Genomic DNA, 19,896 nt, shown 5'->3' with positions numbered 1-19,896 from the left:
GCGAACGACGGCCGGTTTCGACTGGTCAGCAAAACCGATCCACCGTCGGTCCGCACGGACCGATCAAACGTTTTCCCGGTCGATCGTGACGCCCTCGAACAGCGGATCGAGCTCGTCGTCGAGCTGGGACTTCAGATCCTGTAGCTCGCCGTCGGTCAGCGCGACCGCGAGGGCGTCGGTGACCGCGTCGGCGTACTGCGACGCATCGTCGGGTTCGACGTCCGTGCCCCGAAGCTGATCGCCCACCCGTTCGACGAAGTCCTCCCGATCGTAGCCGGCACCGTCGTGGTCGGCGTCCTCGACGATCCCGGCTAGTTCGTCGGGGAGCTGTGCGGCGACGTTCTCGGCCTCGCCGCCGGTCAGCGTCTCGCCTAGCGTCTCGAGGACGGCCTCGGTCGCGGCCTGCGCGCGGTCCATCGTGTCGAGGTGGCCCGCTTCCTGTACCAGTCCGTAGAACTCGTCTTCTTGCATGTGCGGGGCTTTGCCGGTGAGCGGCATGCGGGTTGGGCCCTCAGTTGCAAGCCCCTACCGCGCTCCCTCGCCGTCGGCGAACAGCGCCTCGAGGTCGTCGGGAATCTGCGAGCGGAGCCCCCGCCGTTCCTCGCGGGGGATCGACCCCTCGAGCGCGTCGGTGACGGCGGCGACGCGGACATCGATCTCCGTCTCCAACTCGTCCTCGATGTTCCCGGCCGCGTACTCCCGTTCGCGCTCCCAGACGCGCTGCAGAAACTCCTCGCGGCCGAGGGACTCGACCTCACGGCTTCGCCGTTCGCTCTCCGAGACGCGGGGCGTCTCGCCCGCCCCATCGCTGCCGGTTCCGCCCGCCTCGGCAGCGGTCCGTTCGCCGCCCTCGCGCAGCGACTCGGCGCACTCGTCGGGCAGGTAGTCGGCGACGTCGTCCGCCTGCCCGCTCGAGAGCGCTTCGCCGAGCGTCTCGAGGGTCGCGTTCGTGATCGGTTCGTGGTCGTCGACCGGTCCCGCCTGCGTTACCCGGTCGTGGAACTCGGAGTCGCCCATGCGGAGTCACCTCCGGCGGTCGATAGGACGGCCACGAGGCTCCCTTCCGTGCCATCGACTGCAAGCGTCGGAATCGTGCCGCCGCCGCAGTGACCGACCACGTCGCTGCGGTGGCCGTCATGACTCGCCGACGCGACTCGCAGCCGCCGTTGAAGATTTTTTCGAGACGGGGCACCGCTCACGGTCGGTTCCGGGAGCAGTAGCCTTATCGCCGTCAGCGCCGTATCTTGGTATGTTATGGCACAGCGAGAAGTACAACAGGAGCTGTACGTCGACCGGTACACGCTCGGCCTCGTCGGGCCCGATCAGGAGTGGGCGGGCACCGTCGCGGACGGCGGCACGATCGAGACGTACACCCCACCGGGCTGTTGGGGACCGATGGTCACGCCCGAGTTCCGCGGCGGCCACGAGGTGACACGACCGATCCGCGTCGAGGGCGCCGAGGTCGGCGACGCCGTCGCGCTCCACATCCGGGACGTGGAGGTGACGAGCATGGCGACGAGCACGGGCTCGATGGCCGAGCGCGAGGACGCCTTCTACGACGATCCGTTCGTCGATCACCGCTGTCCCGAGTGCGGCACCGAGTGGCCCGAGACGGTCGTCGAAGGAACCGGCGAAGAGGCGATCAAATGCGCCGAGTGCGGCGCCAACGCCTCCTCGTTCGGCTTCGAGTACGGCTACACGGTCGCCTTCGACGACGACAACACCGTCGGGATCACGCTCGATGAAGACGGGGCGCACGAACTCGCGAAGGACGCCGACGAGGTGATGGACATCCCCGAGAACTCGCGGCAGCATCCCATCCTGCTGTACGAGCCCGGCGAGATGCCCGGCACGCTGGGGCGACTGCGACCGTTCATCGGAAACGTCGGAACGACGCCGCCGATCACGATGCCCGACTCCCACAACGCCGGCGACTTCGGCCAATACCTCATCGGGGCCGAACACGACTACGGCGTCGAGAGCGAGGAAGACCTCAAGGCCCGAACGGACGGCCACATGGACATCCCGCAGGTCCGACCGGGCGCGACCCTCATCTGTCCCGTCAAGGTCGACGGGGCCGGCGTCTACGTCGGCGACTTACACGCCAATCAGGGCGACGGCGAACTCTCCCTGCACACGACCGACGTGAGCGGCACCGTCCGGATGGACGTCGAGGTCATCGAGGACCTCGAGCTCGACGGACCCGTCCTGCTGCCGCCCGAGGAGGACCTGCCGTTCATCAGCGAACCGTACAGCGACGAGGAGCGCGAGGCGGGCCGCGAGCTCGGCTCGGAACACGGCGTCGACGTCGAGACGGAGATGGGCCCGATCCAGGTGATCGGTTCCGGCGCGACGGTCAACGACGCCACGCAGAACGCCTTCGACCGCGCGACGAAACTGCTGGACATGACCGAGGGCGAGGTCCGCTCCCGGTGTACGTTCACCGGCGGCGTCCAGATCGGCCGCCTGCCGGGCGTCGTCCAACTGGACATGCTCGCACCGCTGGACGTCCTCGAGGAGCGCGGTATCGACCGACTGGTGCGCGATCAGTACGATCTGTAGGCGCCGCCGCGTTTCTCCCTCCCCCTCGTCGGTGACCGAACGCTCGCGGGAGTCAGAGAGCCGCGGCCGACAGCGGCTCCCGTCCGGAGATCGCCGTCGCAGCGATACTGCTACCGACACCGATCGGCGCGCTATCGACAGCGTCGCCGACCTCGTCGCAGGGACGACTGTCTCCGCGATGACAGAGCGACCGCTGTCACGCGGCCCGAAAAACGAGTCGCCGTCGGCTCGATCGCTCCGGCCGACGCGTCGTCGGCCCTTACTCTTCGGCCTCCTCCTCTCGCTCGTCCAGGAACTCGTGGGCGTCCTCTAAGATCTCTCGAGGTCCGTCCTGCGTGACGGTGTTGATCGCCTGTTCGTAATCGCGCCACTGGAGGTCGCGATGTTCGTTTGAGAGTTCCGCACTGGCCTCGAACGACTTCGCGATGAAGAGGTGAACGGTCTTATGGATCGTCTTGCCGTTCGCCTCGAAGACGTAGTCGTAGTCCTTTCGGAAGCCGTCGAGTAGTCGGAACTGTTCGATACCTGCCTCTTCCGTTACTTCGCGGATCGCCGTCTGCTGTAGTTCTTCATCTCCTTCGACACCGCCCTTGGGAAACTCCCAATCGCCTGGGCGGCTCTTGAGTAGAAGATACTCGCGCCGGCCCCGCGTATCGCGGAAGAGGATCGCGCCTGCGCTCGTAGCTTCGACTGCCATTAAGTGAGCTAATAGGTGCGACGTTAAGAGAATATCGGACTGTTCGTCCAACGAACACTGATTTCGTATTCGAATGTCAGGCTCCTGGTAGCCGGTCGACTGCGCTCGTGGACCGACGAGTCGGCGGCGGCCCATCTCAGCAAGTTTTTACGCGCCCGCCGCGGACGTATTCGACAGCACCAGCCATGACCTTCGTCACCCGTCTCACCCTCCAAAGCGGCGATCGAGCCGCGCTCGATAGCATCGTCGATGACATCAAATCCAACGCGGAGCGAAAGGGAGCGGCGCTGAAAGGGCCCCACTCCCACCCGCCCGAGACGTTCTCGGTTCCCCAGCGCTGTCGACTCCACGCCGACGACGACCGCAGCTTCTCGTCGTGGGAGTACACCGTCTTCACCCGCGAACTCGAGATTCACGGCCACGACAGCCTCGCGCGCAACATCGCCTCGCAGAGCTTTCCCGACTCGGTCCACATCGAGGCCGAGGTCGAGCAGATCCACGGCGCGGGTCGCAGCAACTGACCGGATTCTATCGTCTCGCATCGAGAGCGTCGACAGGGCTTTTTACCGTTCCCGACGAGGACAGCGTATGACCGCGGACGACCTCGTCTCGCTGCGTCGAGACCTCCACCGGAGACCCGAACCCGCCTGGCGCGAATTCTATACGACCGCACGGATCGTCGACGAACTCGAGTCTCGACTCGGCGACGACCTCGCTGCCCTCCACGTCGGCCCCGATGCCGTCGCGGGCGACCACCGGATGGCGGTCCCCGACGATGCCGAACTGACCCATTGGTACGAGCGGGCCCGAGACGCGGGCGTCGACGAGGACGTCCTCGAGCGACTCGAGGGCGGGTACACGGGCGCGGTCGCCGTCCTCGAGCGCGGCGAGGGACCGACCGTCGGGCTGCGGGTCGACATCGACGGCCTCCCGCGCCGGGAGTCCGACGATCCGGAGCATCGGCCCGCCGCAACGGGCTTTCGCTCCGAGCACGAGGGCGCGATGCACGCCTGCGGCCACGACGCCCACGCGACGATCGGAATCGGCGCACTCGAGGCCGTCGCGGAGAGCGACTTCCGGGGCACGCTGAAGGTGTTCTTCCAGCCCGCCGAGGAGGTCGTCGGCGGCGGCAAGTCGATGGCCGAGAGCGAGCACATCCGGGATATCGACGCCCTGCTCGCGGTCCACATCGGACTCGACCATCCGACCGGTGAGATCGTCGCGGGGATCGACGGCTTTCTGGCAGTGAGTCACCTCGAGGCCGAGTTCACGGGCGAGTCGGCCCACGCGGGCGGTCACCCCGAACAGGGCCGTAACGCCGTCCAGGCGATGGCGACGGCCGTTCAGAACCTCTATGGGATTCCGCGACACAGCGAGGGGAAGACCCGCGTCAACGCGGGCGTCGTCGAGGGCGGGAGCGCCGCCAACGTCATCCCGGACGAGGCCCGGATCCTCGCCGAGGTCCGCGGCGAGACGACCGAGCTGATGGAGTACATGAAGGGGCGAACCCGGCAAGTAGTCCGGAGCGCCGCGCAAATGCACGACTGCGAGGTCTCGTTCGAGACCGGCGCGGAGGCCCCGAGCGCGACGAGCGATCAAGAACTCGTTTCGATCGTCACCGACGTCGCGGGCGACGCGGCGGGCGTCGATCGCGTCCTCGAGCGCGACGAACTCGGCGGCAGCGAGGACGCGACGTTCCTGATGCGGGCAGTGCAGGAAAACGGCGGACACGCCTGCTACGTCGGCGTCGGAACCGACCACCCAGGCGGCCACCACACCGCGACGTTCGACGTCGACGAAGACAGCATCCAGCACGGCATCGACGTGCTGGCGGGGGCGATCGAGCGGATCAGCCGCGAACGACCCTGATCGGTCGTCTGCACGGGGAGCAGCCGCTCAGTTGTCCATCACGACCTCGAGGTCGAAGGCCTCGTCGGCGGGGGCCGAGCCGGGCTCGAGGTAGCCGACGGCGAAGGCCGTGTAAACGCTCCCGCCCTCGGGCGCGACGTCGAAGGTGCCGACGATATCGCCGTCGTAATTCTCGGTCGCCGGTCGAACCTCGAGCGCGTACTCGTCGCCCGGGACCTCGGTCGTCGCCGCGTCGCCGAACTCCGCGCCCTCGAACAGCACCGTCTCACCGTCCCCGACCGTCACGTCGACAGCGGGGGCGTCCGGTGAGGCGTGGACCAGTCGCACCCGCGCGTCGTCGCCGGGATCGCTGACGTCGTCCTCGAGGACCGCCGGTTCGAAGGGCTGGTTCTCCTCGCTCAGTTCGCCCAGCGCGGCGATGGTGAACTCACCTTCCGGGATCTCGAGCTCTTCGTCGAAGACGACTGTATCGGCGTCGCCGGCGGCCGTGATCATCACCTCGTAGGTGTCCGGCTCGAGCTCGAGGTAGTCGCTGACGTCTCGGTAGGGAACGTCCTCGAGGACGGGGTCGCCGCCGACGTAGACGTCGACGTTCGGCGCGTCGGGCGAGAGGTGAGCGACGCGGACGTTCGCCATTGATTCCGCCATGTCGTCGTCCGTTTCGTCGCCTTCCATGCCGCCGTCGTCCGCTCCGCCGTCGCTCATCCCGTTGCCGGAATCGTCGCTCATTTCCTCGTCTTCGTCGCCGCCGCCACCCATGCAGCCGGCGAGTGCGATACCGCTTGCGGTGCCGATCGCTGCGAGTGCACGTCGTCGTGTGTGGTTCTGTACCATCATAACCCATTATTTGACGGCCAGAAAAGTCGAGATGCCCTAACAGCGTAGGGGTAAAATCACGAATATTGGTGTTTCACAGTCAGCTAGATAATACCGGAACCGGGTGGGAATCCTCGTTCGGACGCGAGTTACTCGCGTGCCAACTGGCCGGGAGCGGGCTCCGAGCATCGCGAGGAGCCCGCGACCCTACGGAAGAGCAAGCTCTTCCGAACATCGCGGAAGCGAACTTCCGCTCAGCGGGGGAGGGCAGGCAGTTCACCGACGTTCACCGCGAGCGAGTGAAACGAGCGAGCGGGCCGACGACTGACCCGCAGGGGAGGGAGGAGTGCTTTTCATCAAAGTTTTGCCGAGTGCGGTCGCGAAGCGACCGCACGCAGCGCAAAAGTTTGGTTCTAGTACTTCGGCTCCGCGCCCGTCGTCTCGTAGACCTTCTCCATCAGTTCGTCGCGGCGGTCCTGCCAGCCCGCCAGCCCCTCGGGACTGGTCGGGTAGTTCTCGTAGTGCGAGAGGAGTTCGTCGGCGCGGCGCTTGGTCTTGTAGAGGTTCCAGATCGTGTCCCAGTGCCCGCGGCTCTTGACCAGCGCCTCGAGTTTGAGTTTGAGCCCGATGTCCGTACTGCCGGAGTAGAGCGCTTCGGCGAGCTTGTCGCCGGGCATCGCGGCGAGCAGCCCCATCAGGTCGTCGACGTCGACGGCCGTCGAGAGGATGTTGTAGACGTCGAGGGCGGCGTAGCGCGCGCCGAAGTGGTCCATCACCTTCTCGTTGTACTCCCAGAAGGTCTCCTCGCTGTAGTCGCCGGTCTCGAGGGCTTCGATGGCCCGCTCGGCGGCGTACTTGCCGCCGTAGGCGGCCCCGGCGATGCCGCCGCCCGTGGTGGGGTTGACGTGGCCCGCGGCGTCGCCGATGGCCATGTAGCCCGGGTGGACCGCGGAGTCGTAGGGTCGCCGCGTCGGGAGCGCAGCGCCGAGTTTGTCCTCGACCTCGGCACCGTCGAACTCGGGGCGGTTCTCGAGGTCGCGTTTGAGGTCGTCGACCAGCTGCATCGGCTCCTCGGTCATCTGGAAGCCGAGGCCGGCGTTGATCTCGGTGTCGGTGCGCGGGAAGTACCAGAGGTAGCCCGCCGCGCGCTCGGTCGGCTTGAAGACGAGCGCGTCGTCCCACTCGACGGGCTCCTCGACGTGGACGATCTCGCGATAGGCCGAGCAGAAGTGGCTGTAGTCGACGTTGGTGTCGAACGTGGAGTCGGAGAAGTCGACGTTGTCCTGCAGCACCGACAGCGAGCCCGCGGCGTCGATGACGATGTCGGCCTCGTACGTGATCGGGTCGCCCTTCCGGATCGCCTCGACGCCCGTGACGCGACCGTCGTCGTTCTGGACGACGTTTTTGACGACCGTGTCGTAGTGGAAGTCGACGCCGGTGTCGCCCGCGCCGTCGATGATCCGCCGGCCGTACTCCCAGCGGTCGATGACGGCGAGTTCGCCCGGCACTGGAATCTCGAGGACCGTGTCCTCCTGGGGAATCTCGAAGCGGCCGTGATCGACGCCCGTGTTCGTGAAGGCGGGCTCGAGTTTCGACTTCGGGATCGCCTCGGGGAAGGCGTCGGCGCCCTTCAGGGCGTCGCCACAGGCGATGTGGCCCGCTTCCGCCTCGTCCTTTCGCTCGAGGACGACGACGTCGTACCCCTCCCGTGCGATGGTCGCTGCGGCGTAGCACCCTGCCGTTCCGGCCCCGACGACGACCGCGTCCGGCGACCGCGTCGTCGCGGCGGCGGCCGACTGCTCCTGCGTACTCATACCAACACTGTGGACACCGCGGCAAGAAAACGTTTTATGGTCGGTTCGCCGGAGTGTCGCTCGCGAAATCACGTGGCGGAACTGACAAGCGAATCGCCATGCGAGGCGGTGCGACGCGCCGAAAACGGCGCGCTTGTTTCCTCGCGATGAGATAAAGAGTTTTAGTGAGGTCTTCCGTACCGGGCCGTATGACTGAGTACACCATCGAGTTCGTCGGGACGGGTGAGACGATCACCTGTACCGACAAGGAGACGATCCTGAGTCGGTGCCTCGAGGCGGGCATCGCACAGGAGTACTCCTGCCGGGTGGGGATGTGTCTGGCCTGTTCGGCCGAGATCGTCGAGGGAGAAGTCACCCAGCCCGCCGCCCGCGGACTCACCGACGAGGAGGCCGAGAACTACGCGCTGACGTGTATGGCGCGCCCGCAGTCGGACCTGAAACTCGACCGCGGGAAGTACCCGCCGAGCATTGAGGGCGACCTCGAGGCCGACGGCGCGGACGAGGGTGCGGTCGCCGACGACTGAGACGGGCTGCTGTCGCCGGCACTACTTGACGACTGAGACGGGCTGCTGTCGCCGGCACTACTTGACGACTGACAGGGTCGTCTGCGTCAGTCGGCGACCGCGCAGTTGTTCGGCCCGAGTTCGAGTTCGAACGCCGTTTCTTCGTCAACCGTCTCGAGCCCGAGATTCGCCGCCACGATGCGCTCGTGGTTTGACGGCCGCGGCGGGAGGTCGCTCGTCGCGTGGGCGAGGAACTCGTCTTCATCCATCGAGAGCGCCGCGAGCCGGTCGCGCAGGGTCTCGAGTCGGGCGGCGTAGGTCCCGTTTTCGCCCGGGTCGGCGGCGTCGCTGTAGTGGCCCGGCGCGATCGTCGTCTCGCCCGGCAGCTCGAGGATGCGGTCCCGAAGCGTCTCGTACAACTGCTCGGCGGCGGCCGTCGCGCCGTCATCGCCGCGTTCCAGGTCCGGCCGGCCGACCCCCTCGAGAAAGAGCGTATCGCCGGTGAACAGGGTCTCGGCGTCGCCGCCCTCGAGACGGAGCGAGATCGATTCGGTCGTGTGGCCCGGCGTCGCCAGAACGGTCAGCGTCGCGTCACCGATTCGTAGTTTCGCGGCGTCCTGTTGCGCTTGCGAAGCAGGGTTCGCGGAACTGCGTTCCGCGGCGTCTCCGACGGTCATCGCGTCGAACGCGAGGCCGCGATCCGTCGCGCCCTCGGGGACGACCGCCGCCGCGTCGGTCCGCTCTGCGAGCGTGCGGACGCCGCTGACGTGGTCAGCGTGGACGTGGGTATCGACGACGTATCTGATTTCCGCGTCCCGCTCGGCGGCATCGTCGACGTACCGGTCGGTGAACGCCCGCAGCGGGTCGATCACCGCCGCCTCGCCGCCGCTGTAGATCGTGTAGGCGAGACAGCCACTCGAAGGGCGGTCGTACTGGACGACCGTCGCGGGCGCGTCGACCTCGAGTTCGCGGGCGACGTACAGGTCGGCCCAGGCGTCCATCCCGCCGGCGAGGTTGGCCGCGTCGACGCCCGCATCCCGGAGGAGGTCGACGGCGTGGGCGCTCGCTTCGCCGCGGCCACAGACCACGAGGATCGGTTCCTCGAGGTCGGCCGCGAGGTCGGCCACGTCGCCGGTCGCCTGTGCTTGGATGAACTTCATATGCGGGATCTGGACGGCCTCGACGCCCTCGCCCGTGAGATGCCAGCGTTCGAACTCGTCGCGGTCGCGGACGTCGAGGACGGTCAGCGGATCGCCGGCCCGCAGTCGCTCGGCCAGCGCCTCGGGAGCGATCGAAGGGGTCTCGTCGGCTGAGTCGTCGGCGTCGCTCCGGTCGGTCATGTCCGTCGATACGCGCTCGAGGCGGGTAACGGTCGCGGCCGGGCCGGACCGCCACCAACGTTCAACACGCTGCGCGGTGTCGTCCGGGTATGGACGCTGCCGAATTTCGGGAGTCGATCGAGGAGTCGATGAGCGTCGAACTCGATCGCCTCGGCTCGTCGAAACTCCTCGTCGCGCTCACCGACGCCGACCTGACGGAGGAACGGGTCCTCCGGACCGCCGCGGAGAGCGAGCGGGCCGCGACGGAGACCCTCGAGACGTGGGCCGACGACGAGGAGCACGAGGACGCGCGACGGGCCTTTCGCGAGTATCGCGAGCAGGAGCGCGACCACTACGATCGGATCACCGCCATGCTCGTGGACGACGAGTTCGACGCCGGGGACGCCGGACCGATGCACGCGGAGCTCCGCTCGCTCGAGACGACGACGGCTCGGCTGGGCGGGCTCGTCGGGCGAGCGCTGGTCGCCGATCGGACCCATCTGCAGCTGATCAGTTTCTTCGTCAACGAGGGCGACGAGGAGCGCGCCGACCGCTTCCGGGAGTTACGGAGCGAGACGGCCGCGCAGGGCGACCGAGCGGCCGAGTTGCTCGCGGACGTCTGCGAGGAGAGCGACGACTGGGAGCGCGCGCGGACGGTCGCCGAGGACGTGATCGACATTGCCTACGACGCGTACGCCGATTCACTGGACGAGCTCGGTCTCGATCCGAAGCCGATCTGTTGAGCGGGACCGATTCGAACGGCCGACCGACGCCGCGGCTGTCGGGTCGCTGTCGTCGACCGGAGAGAAACGAACGCGAACGAAACTGGGACTCGAATCGTCGACGCGGAGGCGGCTCGATTACTCGACGAAGTCGATGTCCTCGCCCTGCGCGGGGGCCTCGGGCTGGACCGGTTCCTCGCCGTCCGGTCGACCGTAGATCTGGGGCGATTCGACGCCCGTCACGACGATCATCGTCCGCATGCTGCCCTCGAGGCTCTCGTCGATCGAGGTCCCCCAGATGATGCGGGCGTCGGGGTCGATGCGGTCGTAGATCTCCTCGACGACGCCTTCGGCCTCCTCGATGGCCATGTCGTTGCCGCCGGTGACGTTGACGAGGGCGGAGCTCGCACCGGAGATGTCGACGTCCAACAGCGGCGAGCGCAGGGCGGTCTTGACCGAGTCCTCCGCCTTGGCTTCGGAGTCGGCTTCGCCGAGGCCGATCATGGCGACGCCACCGCGCTCCATGACGGTGCGAACGTCGGCGAAGTCCAGGTTGACGAGGCCGGGTTTCGTGATGAGTTCCGTGATGCCCTTGACGGAGCGCATCAGCACTTCGTCGGAGACTTTGAACGCCTGCCGGACGGGTAGCTTCCCGACGGAGTCGAGGAGGCGGTCGTTGGGAACGACGATCACGGTGTCGGACACGTCGCGCAGGCGCTCGAGGCCGGCTTCGGCGTTCGTCCGGCGGACCTCGCCCTCCGCGGTAAAGGGCGTCGTGACGATCGAGATCGTGAGCGCGCCGGCCTCGCGGGCGGCCTTGGCGACGACGGGCGCGGAACCGGTCCCGGTCCCGCCGCCGAGGCCGGCCGTGACGAAGACCATGTCGGAGCCGTCGATGGCGTCGTAGATGTCCTGCTGGCTCTCGAGGGCGGCTTCCTCACCCACTTGCGGGAGCGAACCGGCTCCGCGGCCGCCGGTCTTCTCCTCGCCCATGAGGATCTTGGTGTCGGCCTCGATCTCTACGAGGTGCTGGACGTCGGTGTTGGCGGCGACGAGTTTCGCGCCGTGGATGCCCTCCTCGTGCATGCGGTTGACCGTGTTCCCGCCGGCACCGCCGCAGCCGACGACCGTGATGTCGGTCTGGAGGTCTTGCAGAACGTCCTCGAGTTCGTCGTCGGTCATCGTCCCGGTCGTTCGGCCGTCCGACCCGTCGCCGCCGGACGGCTGTTCGTCCCGTGGCGCGCCGTCGTCGGGGACCGCGGCCTCCCCGTTTTCGGCCTCGTCGATTGCGTCGTCGATTAGAGAGTCCATTCTTGGTCCTGTCTAAACAATGGAGCATAATTACCTTTCCCCTACTCGTCAGCCACCTGTCTGACACGTTAATATATTTTTACGTGTGCGAGCGGGGAAAGCACCGCATTCACCGGATGAAGGCGAGTAATACCGTATTACTGTCATTCGCCGAGCCGATCAGAGCGGAAACCGGCGCGTCCGCTCGGTCCGAACCCTCTCGGGACTGACCGTTTCCCCGTCGACGGTGACCGGGTCGCCGTCGGCGAGCGCGCCGAACTTCGGCCCCTCCGGCACGCCGACCTGCCGCGCCAGCGCGGGATCGAAGGCCGTCTCTTCGGCGACGACGGCGTCGTCTTCGACCCGCACCGCGTCGTACTTCGCCTCGAGCACGGCGGCCAGTTCCTCGACGATCGTCCGTCGCGGCTCGCTCGCGTCGGCCGCTCTCTCGTCTCCGATATCGGGGATCGCCGCCCGCGAACCGACGCGGCTGCCGCCGTTTTCGGTCGTGAACGCCGCGGTATTCTCCTCGACGATCGTCCGGACGCGGTCGGGATCGATTCCCTGTGCGGTACGCACGAGATCCGCCGGGAAGTCGACGACGGTGAACGATTCTGCGAGCCGCTCGCCGAACCGGACGCCGTCGTCGACGGCTCCGAGGTCGGACTCGACCGCGTCGACGGCCTCGAGCGGCCGGTCGTCGACCTCGCGTAGCCAGGTCTCGGTGACGACCCGACAGTCCATCTCTTCGAGGGTCTCCTCGAGGACCGGCCACTCGCCGTCGAGCAGCGCGATATCGGCGTCGCTGGCGTCGAACGCCCGCGCTATGACGTCGCGATGCGCCGTCGGGTGGTCCATCGCCTCGAGCGCCCAGTCGGGGGCGACGTGGCCGACCGCCCACGACGTGTTGCGGACGATCCGCTCGAATCGCGGCGCGTAGTGGTTGCCGCCGAAGCCGACGACCTGTCTGTCGCGGTGCGGATCGGTGTTCCGCAGGTCGAGGATGGCGCGCGCGACGGCGTCGGCACCGGCGGGGTCGTCCCACTGTTCGTCGCCGCTGCCGAGTTCGGCGAAGAGCGACGGACGGCCGACATCGGTCGGGCCGTGGTGGGTCCCCTCCATGCCGATCTCGTACCCGTCGGGCGCGTACTCATCGAAGGCCGCGAGCAGGCGGGCCAGAGCGTTCGGGGCGGCCTCGGCCAGCGCGTCCGGCTCGCCGCCGAACTCGGCCGGACCGAAGTTCCCCGTGAAGTGACCCGTCAGCAGCGCGCCGGTGTCGCCCGAGTGTCGCGAGGCGAAGACGAGCAGATCGGGGTCGCAGTCGAACGCGTCGGCGGGCCGCTCGAGTTCGATGTGCAGATCGTCGAACGAGCGCAGTTCGGCCCCCTCGGTCCGATAGTAGGTGCCACCGCCGTCGGCGGCCGAGCGGGCGTCGTCGGTCCGTTCCGTCCAGTCCGCGCGCTCGCGGAGCCGGTCGCAGATGTGCTCCGAGGCGCGGTCGGCGCGACTCTCGACGATCGCGAGCGTGGTCATACCCGTGTTCGGACGGTGGGGCCGTTAACGTCGCCGGTTCGGACCGACGACCGTTCCCCTCGTTCGAACGCGGGCGTAAAAGACCGTGGCGAGAGCGACCCCCGCTTTTTCGAGTGTGGGCCGTGAACACATACCATCGTGGTTGGGTGGCCGAAATGAGCGACGATCCGGCTGATCGAACGGAATCGATGACCGAACCGAACCGTAACGCGACGAACGGCGAGCAGTCCGACGAGCGGAGCGACCGTCGCCTCGACATCCACGCGCTCAGCGCGCTCGCCGCCGACTACGCGATCGCGCGGTTTGGCCCCGACGGCCACGTTAGCGAGTGGAACGACGGCGCGCGTCGGCTCACGGGATACGACGCGGAGGGGATCGTGGGTTCTCACTACCGGACGTTCTTTCCACCGGACGCGCGTGACACTGACCGGCCGGAACAGGTTCTCGAGCGCGCGCGATCCGACGGGATGGCGGAGAACGAGGGGTGGCGCGTCCGGAACGACGGCGGTCGGATCCGGGTCCACGAGGTGATCGCGCCGATTCGCGGGGATGGCGAGATCGGCGTCCCCGTCGACCGGGCGGGCGATTTGACTGGGTACGTCTGGTTCGTCCACGACCGCACCGAAGTCCACGAGCGCGAGCGGGAACTCCGCGAGGAGAAGGCCTTCGCTGAGAGCGTCTTCGAGGCCCAACCCGACGTCGTCTACGCCTTCGATGCGGACGAGAACCACCTCGAGTGGAACGATCGCGTGCCGGCGGTGACGGGCTACACCGACGCGGAGTTGGCCGAAATGGCGCCTCTCGAGTTCATCGCCCCGGACCACCGAGAGCGAATCGCCGCGGCGATCCGACGGGTCCTCGAGGAGGACGAGTACGTCACCGTCGAAGCGGACCTCCTCACGAAAGGGGGCCGGCGAATCCCCTACGAGTTCAACAGTGCCCGGATCATCGACGACGACGGCACCGTCCTGGGATTCACCGGGATCGGCCGCGATATCAGCGATCGCAAGGCACGCGAGCGAGCGCTCCGCGAGGAGAAGGCGTTCACGGAGAGCGTTCTCGAGGCACAGCCGGACATCCTCTACGCGTACGATACCGAGGGGAACCTGATCGAGTGGAACGACCAGTTCCAGCGCATGACCGGCTACGAATCGGACGAACTCGTCGGCATGCATCCGCTCCGATTCATCGCACCGGAGGACCGGGACCACATCAGCGACGCGATCGATCGCATTCTCGAGGAGGGCGAGCGCGTGACCGCCGAGGGGCGGATCCTCACCGCGGACGGCTCCCGGATTCCCTACGAGTTCAACAGCGCCCGGATCACCGACGACGACGGCGCCGTCCTGGGATTCACCGGCGTCGGCCGCGACGTCAGCGATCGCAAGGCCCGCGAACGCGAACTCGAGCGCCTCGAACGGCTCAACGCGATCGTTCGGACGATCGACGAGACCGTGGTCGCGGCCGAAACTCGCGACGAGATCGAGACGGCGATCGTCGAGGAGTTCGCGGCCGACGACGCGTACCGGTTCGCGGTCATCGGACGGGCGGACCCCGACGCGACGACCGAGGGCTACTCGTGGGAGCCGACGGCCTGGGCGGGGATCGACGCGACCGCAGTCGAGGGCGTGCTCTCGTCGTTCGTCGATCCGCCGGCCGACGCGCCGGGCGCGTCGCCGTTCGAGACGCGGTCGGCCCAGCGGTACCGTCACCTCGGCGAGAGCGAGATCGACGAGTGGCGGGCCGACGCCCGCGAACGGGGCTACGGATCGGTCGCGGTCGTGCCGATCGTCGCGGCCGATCGCCCCTTCGGCGCACTCGTCGTGGCCGCCGACGAGCCGTCGGCGTTCGCCGACCGGGAACGGGGGGTCCTCCAAGAGTTCGGCGGCACGGTCGGCCACGCGATCAACGCGATGGCGGTTCGGCGACTCCTCTACCTGGACACCGCCGTCGAACTCGAGTTCGAATCGACCGACCGGGGGGACGTCTGCATCGACTTCTCGCGCGAAGCCGGCTGCGACCTCGCGATCGATCACGTGCTGCCGTTGACCGACGAGGAGTTCGTCTACTATCTCACTGTCTCCGATATCGATCCGGAGGCCGTCCGAGAGATCGCGCGGGACAATCGCTCGATCACGGAGTTCCGCCTTATCGACGCCGGCGACGACGAGAGCGACTGGGAAGTCGTCGTTCGCGGCTCGACGCTCACCGGACTGCTCGGGGAGTACGGCGCGCGGCTCCAGTCACAGGTCGTTCGCGACGGCGTCGCAGCGGTGACGGTCCACGTGAGTCCCGACACGAACCTGCGCGAACTCGTCGGGGCGATTACGTCGACGTTCCCCGACACCGAACTCGTCTCGAAGCGGACCGTCGATCGACCGGTCCAGACGCACGGCGACTTCCGACGAACCGTCGAATCGATGCTGACCGAGAAACAGCGCCTGGCCCTCGAAGCGGCCTACCACGGCGGTTATTTCGAGTGGCCGACGCGGAACAGCGACGCGACCGAAATTGCCGATCGGCTCGATATCGCCCGGCAGACGTTCCACCAGCACCTCCGAGTGGCGCAAGCGAAGCTGCTCTCGGCGTATTTCGGGACAGGGGAATAACATCATCACTCGGCGATACCAGAGCATGCTGGTACACTTCTTTCACCCACCCATCGTCTCTATCCGGCAATGAGTTCACCCTCGGACACCGAACTGACAACAACTGCCTTGGATGTCCTCGCGGAGCCGCGCCGGCGATACCTCCTCGCCGCGTTGCTCGATCGCGAGGACACGTCCACGGTTGACCCCCCGTCGACGGCAGCGTCGATGTCGCTCGCCGCGCTCGCGACCGAGGTCGCGACCAGCGAACACGGCTGTCCGATCGTCACCGACGATCAGTGCGAGCAGACACACATCGCCCTGGTTCACGCCCACGTCCCGCGACTGGTCGATATCGGCGTCCTGACTCGAATCGACGACGGCGACGCCGCAACGGTCGCGCTCGCCGACCACCCGCTCCTCGAGGCTGAGTGGGTCCGGACGCTCCTCGACGACCCGACGGGTGAGGCGTTCGCCGCAGACGAAGCGACGCTAAACCGGACGCTCGACGTGCTCCACAATCCGCGCCGTCGGGCCGTCTGTATGGCGCTCGCGATGCGCCGCGGCACCGTCTCCGTCTCCGATCTCGCCGCGGCGGTCGTCGCTCGAGAGGGGGACGACGGCACGCGATTGATCGACGTCACCGAAGACGAGTGTGCGTCCGTCATCACGGAACTCGCCCACGATCATCTCCCTGCGCTGTCCGACGCGGGGCTCGTCGAGTACGACGACGCGGCGACGAGAGCCGCGATCGCGACCGACGCACCGCAGTGGGAGAGCGATTGGGTGCTCGAGGGGCCGCTCGCCGACGTCGCTGAACTCGTCCGCGAGTTTCGGGGGCCGTCCGTCACGTCGTCCGCTACCGACGTCGTCTCGAACGCAACCGGGGACGAAACGCCCGAGAACGGTGGTCACGGCGGTGACCACGTTCTCATGGACACCTGCGAGACGATCGAGGGAGCGGAGACCGTCTTCGCTCGCGGCCACGAAATCGCCGACGGTGCCGACGAGGAACTGGTCGTGACGGTTCCGGACGGCGATCGGATCGGTCGGAAGTGTCTCGAGCGCTGGCGCGCCGCGGCCGAGCGGGGCGTCGACGTCTACGTCGGGTCGCGATCGCCGCGGGTCCGCGATACCGTTCGATCGGCGGTCCCGGGCGCCACCGTCTGCGAGCCCCAGTTCGACTGGCTCAACTTCCCGATCGAGGAGACAGATCACGGACACATCGTCTTCGCCGACCGCGAGCGAGCGCTGCTCGTGACGACCGAGGAGTCCGAGTCAGGCGGGGAGCGACGGATTGGTGCGCTCGCTGGCGACAGTCGTGGAAACGCGCTGGTCTCGATCCTCTGTGATCACCTCGGGCCGCGCCTCGACCGGCTCACGACTGTTCGCGAGGAACGCGACGTGCAGGACGGAACGCCGCTGCCGATGTGAAAACCGGCGCGGCGATCGTCGGCCCGCCGAACGAGACTCTCAGGGAACGAGGAGGAGGATGAATCCGACGTAGCCGGCGACGAGAATCGCGCCGTCGATCCGGGTGAGTCGACGGCCGTATCCCATCATGCCGACCAGTACGACAGTGAAGGCGACCATGATCGGAAGTTCGAATCGGAGCGTCGCCGGCTCGATCTCGATCGGGGTGATCAGCGCCACGATCCCGAGCACCGCGAAGATGTTGTAGATGTTCGAGCCGACCACGTTGCCGATCGCGAACTCCGTCTCGCCGCGGACCGCACCGACGACCGAGGCGGCCAGTTCCGGCAGCGACGTGCCGAGCGCGAGCACCGTCAGTCCGATGACGAGGTCCGATACCCCGAGCGCCGACAGGAGCCCGGTTCCGCCGGCCACGAGCCATCGGGACCCGACGACGAGCGCGACCAGCCCGCCGATCACGAGCGCGACGTCCCGCAACGAGATCCCGTCGCCGGCGTCGGGGTTCTCGGTCACCGGTGCGGGATCCGCGTTGACGTAGTACAGCAGAACGGCCGTGAATCCGGCGAGGACGAGCAGAAAGATCGCCCCCTCGAGGCGGCCGATCCGGCCGTTCGCACCGAGTCCGATCAGGAGGATCGCCGCAAGTACCATCGTGGGGACGTGTCGCCGCATGACCCGGTCCGCGATCGGGAGCGGTTTGATCAGCGCGGCGACCCCGAGCACCAACCCGATGTTCGCGATGTTCGAGCCGACGACCGCGCCCAGACCGATATCGGTCGAGACGTTCAGCGCGCCGATCGTCGAGACGAACAGTTCCGGCGCGGTCGTCGCGAACGCGATCACCGTCACGCCGACGGTCGTCGCTCGCAGCCCGATTCCGAGCGCCAGCCGGCCCGCGCCCGCGACCAGCAACTCGGCACCGCCGTACAGCGCGACGATACCGGCCGCCAACAGGAGAATAAAGAGTGGGGTTCCGGAGAGCATGGGGGCGGCTACTCAAGTCGGACCTAAAAGCGACCCGAAACGGACGCTCGTCCGCGAGACAACGCCCGCCGAAGCCAGACCCATTATATCCCCGCCGAGACGAGTGACGGAGAGAGCAATGGCTATGGACGTATACGGTCTGCTGGGCAACCCGGTCGGCCACTCCCTGTCGCCGCCGATGCACGAAGCGGCCTACGACGAACTGGGCCTCGAGGCGCGGTACGCGACCTTTGAGCCCGATCCCGACGACATCGACGACGCGATTCACGGGGCCGACGCGCTCGGAATCGCGGGGCTGAACGTGACGATCCCGTTCAAGCAGGCGGCCCTCGAGATCGTCGCGCCCGAAGATCTGGCGACCAGGATCGGCGCGGTCAACACGATCGACTTCTCCGGGTCGGGGCCGCCGACCGGGTACAACACCGACGCCGTCGGCGCGTTACGCGCGCTGCGCGACCACGACGTCGCGATCGACGGCGAACGGGCGGTCGTCGTGGGTGCGGGCGGTGCCGGCCGGGCGGTCGCCTTCGGCCTCGCCGACGCCGGTGCGACGGTCGCCATCGCCAACCGGACCGAGGCGACGGCCCGCGAGCTGGCCGACGAGGTCCCCCGCGCGACCGGTCACGGGCTCGCGGACCTCGAGCAACTGCTGCCGGACGCCGACGTGCTGGTCAACGCGACCAGCGTCGGGATGGAGGAGGACGCGACGCCGGTGCCAGCCGACGCGCTCCACGGCGATCTGGCCGTGCTCGACGCGGTCTACCGGCCGCTCGAGACGCGACTGCTTCGCGACGCGGCCGACGCCGGGGCGACGACCGTCGACGGCGCGTGGATGCTCCTCTATCAGGGCGTCGAGGCATTCGAGATCTGGACCGATCGGGACGCACCGGTCGACGTCATGAACGAGGCGCTGCGCTCGTGGCTGTAGGCGGACGACGCTCGCTGTCAGTATCAGGCGAATTTAAGTGGTGGAACCGACTACCACGAGATAATGGCAATCCTCCAAAAGCTGAAGTCCCTGTTGGGGTTCGACGAGTCGGACTCGGAGCGGGGAGGCGCTCGAGAGGTCGGGGTAACGGTCGAACGGGAAGGGTCGACGGACGACGCGCGCGACACCGATCGAGACGAGACGGCGGCCGACGGTGTGACCGCGGAACCGACCCCATCGGCGGCGACCGACTCGAGCGCGGCGGAGTCCTCGGAACCGGCGACGGAATCGACGGACGCCCCGGAGGAGGCCGACGTGCCGTCGGAGTCGCCCATCGAGGAGGCCGAACCCGACGCCGACGTCAACGCGACTGCGGAAACCGAACCCGCGGAGACGGACGTCGCTCCCGAGACCGAATCCGAGACGGAGCCGGAACCGGACGCGGACGCAGCCGCTGCCGAGGACACCGAGTCGGCTCCCCTCGAGTCCGACGCGTCCGATTCCGAACCGTCGGCCGCCGACACGACCGAAACCGAATCCGAACCCGACGAGACTGACGAAACCGACCGGGAACCAGTCGACGTGATCAAAGGGATCGGCCCGGCCTACGCCGACCGGCTCGCCGGTGCCGGCGTCGACACCGTCGGCGAACTCGCCGGCGCGGACGCCGCCGAGCTGGCCGAGCAGACCGACATCTCCGAGAAGCGCATTCAGGGCTGGATCGACCGCGCTGAAGTCAGATAACGCCCCACCACCGACTCGAGTCCGACTCGCAGACCCCAACACTTCTCGGTTCGCTCGTCTCTCGACGCCGAGCTCGGCGTTCGACTCGCCGTC

18 protein-coding genes are annotated in these 19,896 nt (G+C 67.7%); 9 read left to right on the top strand and 9 right to left on the bottom strand.

Annotated features, from left to right (window positions below):
- Window positions 1–63 precede the first annotated feature (63 nt).
- Together LDH66_RS11230 and LDH66_RS11225 are read right to left on the bottom strand one after the other, a co-directional pair.
- Complete coding sequence (locus tag LDH66_RS11230; protein WP_226481168.1) at window positions 64–471, bottom strand: DUF2267 domain-containing protein; 408 nt, start codon at window positions 469–471, stop codon at window positions 64–66.
- Between the two features lie 54 nt (window positions 472–525).
- Complete coding sequence (locus tag LDH66_RS11225) at window positions 526–1,017, bottom strand: DUF2267 domain-containing protein (RefSeq protein WP_226481167.1); 492 nt, start codon at window positions 1,015–1,017, stop codon at window positions 526–528.
- Window positions 1,018–1,254: 237 nt separating this feature from the next.
- On the opposite strand from LDH66_RS11225, the gene LDH66_RS11220 reads away from it, so the two are divergent.
- Window positions 1,255–2,562, top strand: coding sequence for an acetamidase/formamidase family protein (locus tag LDH66_RS11220; RefSeq protein WP_226481166.1), 1,308 nt, complete (start codon window positions 1,255–1,257; stop codon window positions 2,560–2,562).
- Window positions 2,563–2,821: 259 nt separating this feature from the next.
- On the opposite strand, the gene LDH66_RS11215 is transcribed toward LDH66_RS11220, so the two are convergent.
- On the bottom strand, window positions 2,822–3,259 hold the full coding sequence (locus LDH66_RS11215; protein ID WP_226481165.1) for a bis(5'-nucleosyl)-tetraphosphatase: 438 nt from the start codon (window positions 3,257–3,259) through the stop codon (window positions 2,822–2,824).
- Window positions 3,260–3,444: 185 nt separating this feature from the next.
- On the opposite strand from LDH66_RS11215, the gene LDH66_RS11210 reads away from it, so the two are divergent.
- Both LDH66_RS11210 and LDH66_RS11205 read left to right on the top strand, forming a co-directional pair.
- Window positions 3,445–3,780, top strand: a complete 336-nt coding sequence (locus LDH66_RS11210; protein ID WP_226481164.1) for an uS10/mL48 family ribosomal protein — start codon at window positions 3,445–3,447, stop codon at window positions 3,778–3,780.
- Between the two features lie 67 nt (window positions 3,781–3,847).
- Window positions 3,848–5,128 (top strand): amidohydrolase, encoded by a 1,281-nt coding sequence (locus tag LDH66_RS11205; protein WP_226481163.1) that lies wholly within the window; start codon window positions 3,848–3,850, stop codon window positions 5,126–5,128.
- Window positions 5,129–5,155: 27 nt separating this feature from the next.
- Here LDH66_RS11205 and LDH66_RS11200 read toward each other — a convergent pair whose 3' ends face one another.
- Window positions 5,156–5,962, bottom strand: a complete 807-nt coding sequence (locus tag LDH66_RS11200; RefSeq protein WP_226481162.1) for a DUF4397 domain-containing protein — start codon at window positions 5,960–5,962, stop codon at window positions 5,156–5,158.
- Window positions 5,963–6,357: 395 nt separating this feature from the next.
- Window positions 6,358–7,758, bottom strand: coding sequence for a geranylgeranyl reductase family protein (locus LDH66_RS11195; protein WP_226481161.1), 1,401 nt, complete (start codon window positions 7,756–7,758; stop codon window positions 6,358–6,360).
- 188 nt (window positions 7,759–7,946) lie between these two features.
- On the opposite strand from LDH66_RS11195, the gene LDH66_RS11190 reads away from it, so the two are divergent.
- Complete coding sequence (locus LDH66_RS11190; RefSeq protein WP_226481160.1) at window positions 7,947–8,282, top strand: 2Fe-2S iron-sulfur cluster-binding protein; 336 nt, start codon at window positions 7,947–7,949, stop codon at window positions 8,280–8,282.
- A gap of 86 nt (window positions 8,283–8,368) precedes the next feature.
- On the opposite strand, the gene LDH66_RS11185 is transcribed toward LDH66_RS11190, so the two are convergent.
- The gene (locus tag LDH66_RS11185; protein ID WP_226481159.1) at window positions 8,369–9,601 is read right to left on the bottom strand and encodes an MBL fold metallo-hydrolase; all 1,233 of its coding nucleotides are present in this window, start codon (window positions 9,599–9,601) and stop codon (window positions 8,369–8,371) included.
- 89 nt (window positions 9,602–9,690) lie between these two features.
- Here LDH66_RS11185 and LDH66_RS11180 point away from each other — a divergent pair, with 89 nt between their 5' ends.
- Window positions 9,691–10,323 carry a rubrerythrin family protein gene (locus LDH66_RS11180; protein ID WP_226481158.1) on the top strand — a complete coding sequence of 211 codons (633 nt, stop codon included), beginning with the start codon at window positions 9,691–9,693 and terminating at the stop codon, window positions 10,321–10,323.
- Window positions 10,324–10,440: 117 nt separating this feature from the next.
- Here LDH66_RS11180 and ftsZ read toward each other — a convergent pair whose 3' ends face one another.
- Both ftsZ and LDH66_RS11170 read right to left on the bottom strand, forming a co-directional pair.
- A complete protein-coding gene (gene ftsZ, locus LDH66_RS11175) occupies window positions 10,441–11,613 on the bottom strand; it encodes a cell division protein FtsZ (RefSeq protein ID WP_226481157.1) in 1,173 nt (390 codons plus the stop codon).
- 159 nt (window positions 11,614–11,772) lie between these two features.
- On the bottom strand, window positions 11,773–13,125 hold the full coding sequence (locus tag LDH66_RS11170; RefSeq protein WP_226481156.1) for a D-aminoacyl-tRNA deacylase: 1,353 nt from the start codon (window positions 13,123–13,125) through the stop codon (window positions 11,773–11,775).
- A gap of 155 nt (window positions 13,126–13,280) precedes the next feature.
- Here LDH66_RS11170 and LDH66_RS11165 point away from each other — a divergent pair, with 155 nt between their 5' ends.
- Both LDH66_RS11165 and LDH66_RS11160 read left to right on the top strand, forming a co-directional pair.
- Window positions 13,281–15,734, top strand: coding sequence for a PAS domain S-box protein (locus LDH66_RS11165; RefSeq protein ID WP_226481155.1), 2,454 nt, complete (start codon window positions 13,281–13,283; stop codon window positions 15,732–15,734).
- A gap of 69 nt (window positions 15,735–15,803) precedes the next feature.
- Window positions 15,804–17,147, top strand: coding sequence for a DUF7344 domain-containing protein (locus LDH66_RS11160; protein ID WP_226481154.1), 1,344 nt, complete (start codon window positions 15,804–15,806; stop codon window positions 17,145–17,147).
- Between the two features lie 39 nt (window positions 17,148–17,186).
- Here the strand turns inward: LDH66_RS11160 and LDH66_RS11155 are convergent, their stop codons facing one another.
- Window positions 17,187–18,131 carry a calcium/sodium antiporter gene (locus tag LDH66_RS11155; RefSeq protein WP_226481153.1) on the bottom strand — a complete coding sequence of 315 codons (945 nt, stop codon included), beginning with the start codon at window positions 18,129–18,131 and terminating at the stop codon, window positions 17,187–17,189.
- 124 nt (window positions 18,132–18,255) lie between these two features.
- Here LDH66_RS11155 and LDH66_RS11150 point away from each other — a divergent pair, with 124 nt between their 5' ends.
- A complete protein-coding gene (locus LDH66_RS11150; protein WP_226482005.1) occupies window positions 18,256–19,059 on the top strand; it encodes a shikimate dehydrogenase in 804 nt (267 codons plus the stop codon).
- 63 nt (window positions 19,060–19,122) lie between these two features.
- The gene (locus LDH66_RS11145) at window positions 19,123–19,803 is read left to right on the top strand and encodes a helix-hairpin-helix domain-containing protein (protein WP_226481152.1); all 681 of its coding nucleotides are present in this window, start codon (window positions 19,123–19,125) and stop codon (window positions 19,801–19,803) included.
- Window positions 19,804–19,896 lie beyond the last annotated feature (93 nt).

Source organism: Natrinema amylolyticum, from assembly GCF_020515625.1.
Taxonomy (GTDB): Archaea; Halobacteriota; Halobacteria; order Halobacteriales; family Natrialbaceae; genus Natrinema; species Natrinema amylolyticum.
Note: the sequence above shows the minus strand (reverse complement) of the source record. Positions and strands in the feature narration are given on the sequence as shown.